The 12,860-nt window shown below is 30.0% G+C and carries 12 protein-coding genes and 1 pseudogene; 2 read left to right on the top strand and 11 right to left on the bottom strand.

The window, feature by feature from the left end:
- Positions 1 to 628: hypothetical protein (locus AC11VW_RS09080; protein ID WP_484301090.1), on the bottom strand; the 628-nt coding region annotated here is incomplete at its 3' end.
- A 17-nt stretch (positions 629 to 645) separates the two neighbouring features.
- On the bottom strand, positions 646 to 3,120 hold the full coding sequence (locus tag AC11VW_RS09075; RefSeq protein WP_484301089.1) for a heavy metal translocating P-type ATPase: 2,475 nt from the start codon (positions 3,118 to 3,120) through the stop codon (positions 646 to 648).
- 166 nt (positions 3,121 to 3,286) lie between these two features.
- On the opposite strand from AC11VW_RS09075, the gene AC11VW_RS09070 reads away from it, so the two are divergent.
- Positions 3,287 to 4,348, top strand: a complete 1,062-nt coding sequence (locus tag AC11VW_RS09070; protein WP_484301088.1) for a cell wall-binding repeat-containing protein — start codon at positions 3,287 to 3,289, stop codon at positions 4,346 to 4,348.
- An 85-nt stretch (positions 4,349 to 4,433) separates the two neighbouring features.
- Here the strand turns inward: AC11VW_RS09070 and AC11VW_RS09065 are convergent, their stop codons facing one another.
- The gene (locus AC11VW_RS09065; protein WP_484301087.1) at positions 4,434 to 4,772 is read right to left on the bottom strand and encodes a four-helix bundle copper-binding protein; all 339 of its coding nucleotides are present in this window, start codon (positions 4,770 to 4,772) and stop codon (positions 4,434 to 4,436) included.
- 361 nt (positions 4,773 to 5,133) lie between these two features.
- On the opposite strand from AC11VW_RS09065, the gene AC11VW_RS09060 reads away from it, so the two are divergent.
- The gene (locus AC11VW_RS09060) at positions 5,134 to 5,379 is read left to right on the top strand and encodes a hypothetical protein (RefSeq protein ID WP_484301086.1); all 246 of its coding nucleotides are present in this window, start codon (positions 5,134 to 5,136) and stop codon (positions 5,377 to 5,379) included.
- Between the two features lie 128 nt (positions 5,380 to 5,507).
- On the opposite strand, the gene AC11VW_RS09055 is transcribed toward AC11VW_RS09060, so the two are convergent.
- From AC11VW_RS09055 to AC11VW_RS09020, 8 genes and pseudogenes are all read right to left on the bottom strand, one after another.
- On the bottom strand, positions 5,508 to 6,500 hold the full coding sequence (locus AC11VW_RS09055; protein WP_484301085.1) for a C40 family peptidase: 993 nt from the start codon (positions 6,498 to 6,500) through the stop codon (positions 5,508 to 5,510).
- 351 nt (positions 6,501 to 6,851) lie between these two features.
- Positions 6,852 to 8,168, bottom strand: coding sequence for an L-cysteine desulfidase family protein (locus tag AC11VW_RS09050; protein WP_484301084.1), 1,317 nt, complete (start codon positions 8,166 to 8,168; stop codon positions 6,852 to 6,854).
- Between the two features lie 453 nt (positions 8,169 to 8,621).
- Positions 8,622 to 8,777: pseudogene (locus AC11VW_RS09045) on the bottom strand (peptide ABC transporter ATP-binding protein); the annotation flags it as partial.
- A gap of 526 nt (positions 8,778 to 9,303) precedes the next feature.
- Positions 9,304 to 9,423 (bottom strand): S-ribosylhomocysteine lyase, encoded by a 120-nt coding sequence (locus AC11VW_RS09040; RefSeq protein WP_484301083.1) that lies wholly within the window; start codon positions 9,421 to 9,423, stop codon positions 9,304 to 9,306.
- Position 9,424: 1 nt separating this feature from the next.
- Complete coding sequence (locus AC11VW_RS09035) at positions 9,425 to 10,567, bottom strand: trans-sulfuration enzyme family protein (RefSeq protein ID WP_484301082.1); 1,143 nt, start codon at positions 10,565 to 10,567, stop codon at positions 9,425 to 9,427.
- Between the two features lie 331 nt (positions 10,568 to 10,898).
- Positions 10,899 to 11,642 (bottom strand): amino acid ABC transporter ATP-binding protein, encoded by a 744-nt coding sequence (locus tag AC11VW_RS09030; RefSeq protein WP_484301081.1) that lies wholly within the window; start codon positions 11,640 to 11,642, stop codon positions 10,899 to 10,901.
- Positions 11,643 to 11,658: 16 nt separating this feature from the next.
- Positions 11,659 to 12,342: an amino acid ABC transporter permease gene (locus AC11VW_RS09025; protein WP_484301080.1), complete on the bottom strand. Its 684-nt coding sequence runs from the start codon at positions 12,340 to 12,342 to the stop codon at positions 11,659 to 11,661.
- Positions 12,343 to 12,354: 12 nt separating this feature from the next.
- Positions 12,355 to 12,860: transporter substrate-binding domain-containing protein (locus AC11VW_RS09020; protein ID WP_484301079.1), on the bottom strand; the 506-nt coding region annotated here is incomplete at its 5' end.

Below are 12,860 nucleotides of genomic sequence, written 5' to 3'. Positions count from 1 at the left end.
GTTTTAATAACTTGTAATTTTCTCCTACTTTAGCATAAATCCATCCATCTATTTTATTAGGATCTACTCCTGCTTTTATAAACGGTTGTGGATTTAAAACAAACACTATGTCTTTATCATTTTTATCCATATGATATGCCCACTCAAATTTATTTTCATTATCTAAATCTAAACCATAATGATCTAATTCATGGTGATATCCAAATATATTTCTATGTTTATCTATTATTTTATTTAATGTATTTACAGGAGTAATGTTTGAGTCGTAATTAAATTTCTCATTACCTATATTTGAATTAATGTTTATAGTTTTATTCTTGTCATTATATAAATATGATTTAGGAAGTTTTGATACATCTAATCCGCTATTTATGAATGGTTTAGCATCCACTTCAATAACAAAATCTACATCATCACTAAAATCCTTACTTATATTAAATTTAGTTTTGTCAGGGGCTTCTATTACCCATCTATTATCTTTATCATTTGAATATACTTTAGTTTTATTTATCATATCTTCATAAGATTTTACTCCATACTTTGCTACTACATCAGTTGATTTGCAACCAACTAATCCTATAGCTAAAACTAGTATAGATATACCCAATGTTAATTTCTTTATCTTCATATTTTCACCTCAATCTCCTATTTATATGATTTGAAATTTCTAAGTCTTAAAGCATTAGTTAAAACTGAAACTGAACTTAATGCCATTGCAGCAGCTGCAAATATTGGATTTAATTTTGGCCCTCCAAATATATGAAGCACCCCAGCCGCTACTGGTATACCTATGATGTTGTATGCAAATGCCCAGAATAAATTTTGTTTTATATTTCTTATAGTACTTTTACTTAACTTAATAGCTGTTGGCACATCCATTAAATCACTTTTCATAAGGACTATATCAGCTGATTCTATAGCAACATCAGTACCAGACCCTATTGCTATACCAATATCAGCTTGAGCAAGTGCTGGAGCATCATTTATCCCATCTCCTACCATAGCTACTTTTTTACCTTCTAATTGAAGTACTTTAACTTCCTTAGCCTTATCTTGTGGAAGTACTTCTGCAAGTACTCTATCTATTCCAACTTGCTTTGCTATTGCATTTGCCGTTTTTTTGTTGTCTCCTGTTATCATAGCAACTTCTATACCCATTTCGTGTAGCTTTTGTATAGCTTTTGCACTACTTTCTTTGACAACGTCTGCAACTGCTATTATACCAGACAACTTATTGTCTATTGCTATATACATAGGAGTTTTACCTTCTCCAGCTAACCTATCTGATTCATTTTCTAAGCTTTCTAATGATATACTTCTATCTAGCATTAATTTTCTATTTCCTAATAATGTCAAACTATTTTCTATTTCAACTTCTATACCATAGCCAGGTATAGCTTTAAATTTATCTACCTTAAGAATTTGTAAATTTTCTCTTTCTCCAGCTTTAACTATTGCCTCACCAAGTGGATGCTCTGATCCTTTTTCTGCACTTGCTGCAATTTGTAACAATGTATTTTTATCTACAACATCAGTCACTACTATATCTGTAACTTCAGGTTTCCCTTCTGTTATAGTGCCTGTCTTATCAAATACTATAGTATTTATTTTATGAGCTGTTTCAAGTGCTTCTCCTCCTTTTATTAAAACACCATACTCTGCACCTTTTCCTGTACCAACCATTATTGCTGTTGGAGTTGCAAGACCTAGTGCACAAGGACAAGCGATAACTAAAACTGCTATAAATATAGTAAGTGAAAATACTAGACTTTCTCCACTAAAATACCAACCTAATGCTGATAGTGTAGCTATACCAAATACTATAGGAACAAAATAACCGGATACTATATCTGCCATTTGAGCTATAGGTGCCTTTGAACCTTGAGCATCTTCAACGAGTTTTATAATTTGTGCAAGTGCTGTATCACTACCAACTTTAGTAGCCATAAATTTTATAGAACCATTTTTATTTATACTTGCACCTATAACCTTATCTCCCTTATTTTTTTCAACAGGTATACTTTCTCCTGTAAGCATGGATTCATCTACTGATGTATTCCCTTCTACAACTTCTCCATCAACAGGTATTTTAGTACCTGGTTTAACTAATATTATATCTCCTACCTCAACTTCTTCTATAGGTATTTCTATTTCTTTGTTATCCTTTATTATTATTGCTGTCTTAGGTGCTAACCCCATAAGTTTCTTTATAGCTTCAGATGTTCTTCCTTTAGATACTGCCTCTAAGGATTTACCAAGCAATATTAGAGTTATTATTATACCTGCTGTTTCAAAGTACATATCATCTACTGCAGCAAACTCGCCAATGTATATTCTATATGTTGAATACAAACTGTACAGTATAGCTGCTGATGTCCCCATAGCTACTAGTGAATCCATATTAGGACTCTTATTTATTAGTGCCTTTGTTCCACTTGTATAAAATTTATATCCTGATATAACTACAGGTATTGTTAATAAAATCTCTGTTAATGCAAAATTCAGCGGATACATCATAGGATTTATAATACTAGGTACTGGTAATGTTGGAAATGGTGGTTTTAGCATAGGTCCCATTGCTACATAAAATAAAGGTATAGCAAATATTGCTGATACTATAAATTTAGTCCATAGAGTTTTTATTTCTTTTTCTTTTCTTAATTTATCTTTATCTACTGTATTTTTATTTTCTATTTCCAGCACCTTATATCCGGCTTTTTCTATTGCAATCTTTATTTCTGAAAGTCTTATTTTTTTGGGATTATATTTTATAGAAGCTTTTTCAGTAGCCATATTAACAGATATATTTTCTATTCCATCTAGTTTTTTTACTGTTCGTTCTACTGCTTTTGCACAAGATGCACATGTCATTCCACCAATAGGAATTATTACTTCCTTAGATTCAGTTTCTTCTATAACTCCATACCCAGCCTTTTCTATTGCACTTTTTATATCTTCATAAGTAGATTGTGTAGTGTCGTATTTTATACTTAATTTTTCAGTAGCTATATTTACACTAGCAGATTCTACTCCATTTAATTTTTTAGTAACCCTCTCTACAGCTTTGGCGCATGCTGCACATGTCATTCCTGTTACTTTAATTACTTTTTCTTTATTCATAAACTAACCTCCTTTTTATTGCATATACTCTATAGGGGTATATGTAGAGTACTTACTCTCATTTATATAGTATTATACCTTTATGTATTTTTTATGAAGAAATAAAAAATAACAAATTATTTCTTTCTTCATATTATAATATCAGATACAAAAAGGGGGAGATATTATGAATTATATCGATAGTCACCTATCTGACGAATCATTATTCACATTAAATACTACACGTATATGTAAAAAAAATCCTGTTGATGTAGCAATAGAAATATCAAGGACTGGTTTTACTCATATGAAACCAAATGCAGTTATTTTAGTAAATAAAAATAACTTATTTGATGGTATTGCCTCAACTCCACTTGTTCATTTTCCTATTAATGCGCCTATATTGCTTACAGATGGTAAACGTTTAAGTAAAGGAATATTAGATGAGATAATGAGATTGAATCCAAAGGACTACAATGGCATACAAGTTATTTTAGTTGGCAATATTTCTAAAAATGTAGAAAACCAATTAAATAAAATCGGATTAACTACTTACCATATAGTTGGAAATAATCACTATGAAACAGCATGCAAGGTTGCTAGTATAAAAGAAGATGCTAAAAATATTTTGATTGTATCTGGTGAAAATCTTTCTGAAGGAATTCCAGCGTCTTTTTGGTCGGCTCATCATGGTGATCCAATACTATATGTTAATAAAAATGACATTCCTAAATGTGTAATAGATACAATAATAGAAAAAGAAGAAGTTAATATTTATATTTTAGGTTCGACAAATACAGTATCTAAATCTGTAGAAGATTTGCTATCAAATCTACCTAATATAAAAAATATAGATAGAATTACCGGAAATAATCCTTATGAAATTTCAGTTAACTTCGCAAAGTATAAAGATAATGAAACTGAATTTGGTTGGGGAAAAGACTATAAAGACGGTCATGCATTTACATTTGCAGCATTAAATCATCCAATTTTAATTGTTCCTTCAGTTTTATTTGCCCATATGGGTAAACATACTCCTCTTCTTTTAATAAATAATAATAATGTGCCATTAGAAGTGAAAACATATATAGATTCAATTAATCCAAATCCATCGGTAAATATGCCAAGACCTCCATTTATGCATGGATTCATTCTTGGCTGTGTTGATGAAATATCTTATGATACTCAAATTTATATTGAAATGTTGTTATCAATTGACCATAAAATGGATGATATTATGATGGAATAAATAAATATTTCAAATATCGTATGTAAAATAAAAAAATGCAATCAAAACTAGATTTAAAAATCTAGTTTTAATTGCACCCTTATAACTACTTAACCATTGCTTTACACTCTTGTGCACATTGACGGCATATCTCTGCACATTTTTGACAATGCTCATCTTTAAACATTTCACATTCTTTAGCGCAAGCTTCACATATTTCTGCACATTCTTTACAAATATGATTTGCATGTTCACTAGCTCTAACCATAAATTTAGTAGCTAAACAACAAATATCTATACAATCTTGAAGAGTTTGAATACATTTTACTCTTGCTGCTACATCTTCTTCCTTTAAGCATAAAGTAAGACACTCTTCACAAGCTTGTGTACATTTTACACATATGTCTATACAAGGCTGCATATTTTCATTTCCTACTACACCCATAGTTAATACCTCCAAAATTTTAATTTTATCCTTCCTAGTATTAACTTTGATTATGTAATCTATAAGCGGTTTTTTATGGTAATACTATAAGTAACAATTATATATCGTGTAGTTTTGATAGTCTATTTTCTATGCATAAAAATATAGATTAAAAATATTTCTAAAAGCTATTGACTAGAACTAGCTGTTTTTTTTGTTAAACATACCCTAAATGGGCATATGTAGAGTACTTGCTCTCATTTATATAGTATGATAACTTTATGTATTTTTTATAAAGAAATAAAAAATAAAATTAGCTTCATAATTTATTCATACTTTTAAGATATTATAATGTTATCAAATCAATGGAGGTAATTATAAAATGAATAATAAAAATAGAAAAAGTTTAAAACATATTTTACCTATGTCACTTTGTTGTCTAATTCCTATACTTTTACTTTTTGCAGTCCCTCTGATTGCTTCATTTACACCTAAAGGTGCTTTATTAATTTCATCCATAGCGCCATTTATATGCCCTATACTTATGGGTGGAATGTTCTTCTTTATGTTTAAATCAGGAAGTAATTCAACTTGTTGTGATAAGAAACCTGCTAATTTAGAAAAATAATATTTTTTCTCCAAATATATTTTCCTTCCCCTTTAAGAGACAGTCATTCAACTGTCTCTATTTAGTTTTTAAATATTCGTATATATCCAACTAAAAAACTTCCTAAATCTAGGAAGTTTTAATTTAATCTATATAACTCTCTTTGCCCATAAGTAAACACCATTCCAGTAACTATTATTTATATTACTCTTTTTCACTACATCACCTGCCTTTGGAGAATGTATCATTTGACCATTTCCGACATATATACCAACATGGCTTACTCCACCACTTCCATCAGTACTTGAGAAGATTAAATCTCCTGGTTTTAAATTTTCACGGCTTACAGTAGTTCCGAATGTAGATTGTTGTTTAGATGTTCTAGGCGTATTAATTCCTGCCCCATTTTTATATACATAATTTACTAATCCTGAACAGTCAAATGAATTTGGTCCTTCTGAACCCCATACATATGGCTTACCTAATTGAGCATATACTAAATTAACTATACTAGACTGCTTATCACTATTAACTACCGGTAGCTTTTGCTCAGTATTTTTATCTAGTCTTTGTATTTCGTTGTTTTCTGGTTTTCGCTCAGTATTATTTTTAGTTTTTTGTATTTTTTCTTTAAGTATAGAAGCTTCATTACTTAAATATTTATTATGTATATAACCTTCTTTATCTTCTACTTTTACTTTTATCCATTCATTATTATCTTCTAAGAACTCAACTTTTGTACCTTCAGTCAAAACTTTATATACTTTTGAATCTAAATTACTTTCTTCTCTAAAATTAACTCTTGGTACAGTTACATAAAGAGACTCATGTTCTAAATCTACATACTGAGAATTTATCCATCCATCTTTACCATTATCTAATTCTACTTTATACCAATCATTTTCTTGTCCTAATATCTCAAACTTACGACCATCTTTAGCCACAAACAGTTTATTATCTTTTTCTATTTTAGGAGTTTTTCTTACATTTAATCCTTTTTCAGTTTTAACATTTGCTATTTTATATTTTATTTCTTTATATTCAGTATTTGTATCTGACTGAACCTCATTTGCAAATATATTTAAATTTGATGACATTACCATTATAGCAGCCATCGGTATCAATGCTTTTCTTTTTATCATATTTTATATTCCTCCATAGTTAAATTGTAACTTTTTTGTAACCATTTGTATTATAGCGTATAAATATGAAGAAAATATGAATAATTAAAACTATTAGATTTTTTTAAACTAGAAACAGGTCTTATGATACTCAAATTAATATTGAAATGTTGTTATCAATTGAACATAAAATGGATGATATTATTATGGAATAAATAAATATTTCAAATATCGTATGTAAAATAAAAAAATGCAATTAAAACTAGATTTGAAAATCTAGTTTTAATTGCATCCCTTTTAACATTAACTTTAATTATGTAATTCATAAGTTCCCCTTTATAAAAATTTTACAAGTAACAATTATATATAAATTTATATAACTTTATTCATATCATCCATTATGTTTATTATAGTTTCATCAGTTATAGTCATACCTTTAGAACTTACTTTTCCTAGATTTCTTATACTTTCTTCTACATTATTTTCAACTATACCATTAAGAGGAGGAACTATACAATTATATTTAGCTATTATAGCACTTTGTACAGCTGCAGATGCTGATGTTGCAAGCTTCAATGCACATCCAGATTTAGCACCATCACATATCATTCCACTTAAGTTAGCTATCATATTTCCTATTGAACCTTCTATTTGCTCATAGCTTCCATCCATTAACCAAGTTATAGCCGCAGCTGCTCCTGTTGATGCTGCAACTCCGCAACCACAAACAGCAGATAATCTACCTGTATAATTTTTTATATAAGCAGTAATCAAATGACTTATAGCTAGTGACTTAGCTAATTTTTCTTCACTTTGAGGGTACTTGTTATTATAAGCTACTATTGGTAATATGGCAGTTATGCCATGGTTACCACTTCCATTAGAACTCATAACAGGCATTTTAATTCCAGCCATTCTTGCATCTGATGCAGCAGCAGTTAATATCATGGCACTATTTATAAGATCATCACCTAATAACCCATCTTCTATTGATTTTTTCATTCCGTAACCTACACCTACACCTATCTTCTTGTCCAATGCATAGTTTGCTATTTTTTCATTCATCTCTATTCCATCTATTAAGAACCCTATAGCTTCTAATTCCATATTTTCTATTTTTTGAATTAATTCTTTTATACTCATTTTTTCTAATAAATTTTCTTCTTCAATAGTTAAACAAGTTTCTTGAATAACAGCTTCTTCATTTAATAAGACTTCATTATTTTTAGATATATATACAAAGTTATCATGCGTTGTTTTTATTATAGCTTTAACTGTATTACTCTTTCCTTTTAACTCTACTTCTATATAAATTTTTTCTTTAGTGTCTGCTGGAAATATTTTTATTATATTTTTATCTATATAATATTCCGCTATTTTAATTTGCTCTTCATCTAAAGATTTTAAAACCCTCAATCCATATTCGGAATCTCCACCTATAAGCCCCATAGATGCAGCTATTTTTAGTCCTAACTTATCTGTCCCTGGTATACCAACACACATACCATTTTTATATACATTAGGACTAACTAATATATTACAATCTATTATTTTTTCTTTTAACAATTCTCTAGCCTTCGCACAAGCAAGTGCTACTGCTACAGGTTCTGTACAACCTAAAGCTGGTTTTACCTCTGATTTTAATAAATCTATTAAATACTCCATATTCTTTGTATTAACTCTTATCATTGTCTATCCTCCTAAAAATTATCTTTGCATAATAAAAATTTACTATCTGTTCATAATTTTTAACCTTTATATTAATGAATCTTATTTATTGATAGTATATATATAATTTGTGAAAATTTTATGAATAAATATATTATTTTATAAATATTTTCAACTTAATAGCGCAGGGCTTACAAATGGAATACTGATCTTTTAAGGTAAAACCTATTCAAGAACAAATAATTGAAATTATACTATAAATCCTTTTTATACAATGACAGGCCAAATTAGTTCTGCTATACTATAAAAAACCGTTGATGTATTTTATCAACGGTTTTTTATAATATATTTAGCTTTAAACAATATTAACTATGTCTTCACTTTCTATTTTACTTATCAGTAATTGAACTTTTATTCATCTATCATACTCAAAAAATGTTTTAAACGTTCATTCCTTGTATTTTCAAACACCTGCTAAGGGGTATCAACCTCAACAATTAGTCCATTATCCATAAAGACAACTTTATGAGTTACTACTATCATTGTCATTCCTTCTTTAGAAAAATCCTTCATTACCTTTAGCACCTCAGCTTCTAACTCTGGATCTAGAGCAGAAGTAGGTTCATCAAATAATAAAACATCAGGTTACATAGCCATAGCACGGGCAATAGCTACTCTTTGTTGCTAACCTCCTGAGAGTTCATATGGATACTGATCTTTCTTTTCTAAAAGTTTGATACCTTTTTCACGAGCTTCTTCTTTTGGCAGGGGAACTAAACCGTCCAAGCCTAAGGTTTTATACTTTTATATATATAAATCTACAGTATGAAGACAAATGTTATACATATGTGCAATATCAACGTTTTGCTCACCTTGAAGATGATGATAGATAACCATGTATTTAACATGCATGTGTTTATTTTAATTCTTTTTTATAGCGACTTTTAATTCTTGCATTCGAAAATTATTGTTATCAATTTCAAGTTGCTTGTATTGTTTTATCATTTGTCATCACCCATCCATTTAATATTTTACTTAAATGATAGTATGGACTTTGTACATACCACTTTTTCATATGCCTTAATATATATTCTTACTAAAATATCTGTCTCCTCTATCAGATTATACTGTTATTATGTTACCTGATTCTATCTTTTCAACATATATCAAATTTTGTTATTATATCTCCCTTTTGACCATCCTGAACGCTACACTTTCTTACATATGGTGCTTTAACCTTTGTGTGATCTAATAAAAAACTTTCAACTTTAACCATTTTAAAAATCTTCCTTAAGTGCTTCTTCTAAATCTTCAATTAAATCATCTGCATTCTCCAATCCTACTGATAATCTTATTAAGTTATCTACTATTCCAACCTCTTGTCTTATTTCATATGGGATTGAACCATGTGTCATAGATGCTGGATGGCATATTAATGATTCTACCCCGCCTAGACTTTCTCCAAAGGTTATTAATTTCAGACTTTCTAAGAATCTCTTATAATCGTAACCATCTTTAAGTACAAAGGATATAATACTTCCATAACCCTTAGCCTGCTTTGTTTGAATTTCATATCCTGGATGTTCATCAAACCCAGGATAATCAACTTTTTCTATCTCGATTCTATCTTTTAAAAACTTAGCAATAATTTCAGCATTCAAATTGTGTCTGTCCATTCTAACAGCAAGAGTTTTTATTCCCCTTATCAATAAAAACGAATCAAAGGGTGCTAACACTCCACCGGTTCCGTTCTGTATAAAATGTATTTTATCTGCTAATTCTTTGTTTTTTGCTACCACAAGCCCTGCCACTAAATCACTATGTCCACCCAAATATTTTGTTGCGCTATGAATTACTATATCTGCTCCTAATAATATAGGTTTTTGAAGATATGGTGTCATAAATGTATTATCCACTATAGTTAAAAGATTGTTTTTCTTTGCAATTTTTGCTACTTCTTCGATATCTGTTATATCCATAAGTGGATTAGTTGGTGTTTCAATTAATATAGCTTTTACAGTCTCATCAATACTATTTCTAACCTCCTGTAAATTGCTAGCATCAACTGCAGCATACTTAATATTAAAATTACTAAATATCTTATCTAAAACTCTAAAGGTTCCACCATATAAATTATCTGATATCAGTACCTTATCTCCAGATTTAAAAAGTGAAAGAACTGCAGTTATTGCGGCCATTCCAGAAGCAAAGGCAAAGCCTGCATATCCTTTCTCTAAATCTGCCATAAGTTTTTCCAATGCTTCTCTTGTTGGATTTCCAGTTCTCGAGTATTCATAACCCGTATTTACTCCAAATTTAGGTTGTTTATAAGTTGATGTTTGATAAATAGGTACATTTACTGCGCCAGTATGCTCATCGCCATCTATTCCACCATGTATTAATAATGATTCAAATTTCATAATTTTCCTCCCAATTTTAATATTTAAAGTTTTGATATATTCTAAAAAATAACTACAATATTCCAAAAATTTGCCTTGATTTTGCTTTAAAATCCTTTATTTTTTCTTTATTAATTGTATCTTTTGTTTTAATTTTACTTATCAGTGATTGAGGTTTTAATAAAACTGTCTTTTGTTTTAATTTTTCAGATGTCAATTTATATATAGGATTTATAAAAATTATCAAGCCAATTACTATAAGTAATATTGATATTATTTTTCTCATGTTTTATAGAGTTTACTACTCCTTTTATATTATTTATAAGAATCTACGCCTTTAAAATATTTACTTTTATTCATCTATCATACTCAAAAACTGTTTTAAACGTTCGTTCCTTGTATTTTCAAACACCTGCTGAGGGGTACCAACCTCAACAATTAGTCCATTATCCATAAAGACAACTTTATGAGCTGCATCTCTTGCAAAGCTCATTTTGTGAGTTACTACTACCATTGTCATTCCTTCTTTAGAAAGATCCTTCATTACCTTTAGCACCTCAGCTTCTAACTCTGGATCTAGTGCAGAAGTAGGTTCATCAAATAAAAGAACTTCAGGCTCCATCGCCATACCTCGAGCAATAGCTACTCTTTGTTGCTGACCGCCTGAGAGTTCATGTGGATACTGATCTTTCTTTTCTAAAAGTCCAACCTTTTCTAAAAGCTTGAGCCCTTTTTCACGAGCTTCTTCTTTTGAACGTTTTAATACCGTTACCTGTCCCTCCATTATATTTTCTATAACTGTCATATGGGGAAATAGATAAAAGCCCTGAAATACCATTCCAGTTCGCTTTCTAAGCGCTATTATTTCACTATTAGATACTTTTTTACTTTCATTTAATACTAAATTACTTTGTCCAATAGTTATAGAACCCTCATTTGGAGTTTCTAATAGGTTTATACATCTGAGAAGAGTTGTCTTTCCTGATCCTGATGGTCCAATAATAACCGCAGTCTCTCCTTTATTAACTTGTAAGTCTATACCTTTTAAAATTTCGTTGTTTCCAAAGCTCTTACGTAAGCCTTTTATATCTATCATAAAATTTCCTCCTGAATTACTTGGTCACATATCTTTCAAGTCTTTTTTCCATCCTGTGCTGAAGTGCTGATAACACACTGCAGAACATAAGATATACAAATGCTACTTCTATATATAACCATAAAGGTTCATAAGTTGATGCTGTAATTCTTTGAGCTATCTGGAACATCTCAGTAACGGTTATAGTAGCAGCAAGTGATGTATCTTTAATAAGACTAATAAAAGAATTAAACAATGGTGGTACGGAAACTCTAGCGGCCTGAGGAAGAATTACTCTTCGTAATGCTTGATTGTATGTCATACCTACGGAGTATGCAGCTTCCCACTGCCCCTTAGGTGTAGATAAAATAGCAGCTCTTATAACCTCAGAATTATATGCCCCTACATTTAAAGTAAATCCTATTATAGCTGCTGTTAACCCATCTAAAGTTATACCTGATGCTGGAAGTCCATAAAAAATAATAAATAATTGAACAATTAATGGAGTTCCTCTTATTATCCAAACATAAAATCTAGCTATTGATGCTAATGGTTTAAAATTTGATATTCTTGCCAAAGCCGTAAGTAAAGCAAGAATTAATCCAAGAGTAAAGGATATAAGGGTAAGAGGGACTGTAAATTGTAGTCCCGCCTTTACTAATGGTAAAAATGAATTTGTCAATATGTCTATTATTCTTAATGCTCTATCATCAAAATTCATAATATCACCGTATTATTTTGATACGTCTGTACCAAACCACTTTTCAGAAATTTTTAAGTAAGTCCCATCTGCCTTCATATCTGCAAGAGCCTTATTTACTGCTTCTACTAGTTCAGCATTTCCTTTGTTAAATAGTAGTGCACTTTGCTGTGCATTGTTATAATCAGCTACAGATTTTACTGGTGTATCTGGTTTTTGTTTTTTAAGATCTAAGTAAGATAAGCTATCATTAATTGTAGCATCCACTCTTTTTGAAACTAGAAGGTCAATAGCTTGATTAAAGCCATCTACTTGAGTAAGCTCAGCCCCATTTTCTTTTGCCATTTTACCAAGTTCACTTGTTAAAGATTGAGCTGCTTTTTTACCCTTTAAATCAGTAAAGGCTTTGATATCTTGGTTATCTTCTCTAACAATAAGTACTGCTCTAGATGTTATATATGGTGTTGAGAAATCATACTTAGCTTGACGATCAGGGTTTATTGAAACTTGATTTGCCACAAAATCGAATCTTTTTGCAT

This window comes from Romboutsia sp. (assembly GCF_056995035.1).
The sequence above is the reverse complement of the archived record's forward strand: the minus strand, read 5'-3'. Positions and strand labels throughout refer to the sequence as shown.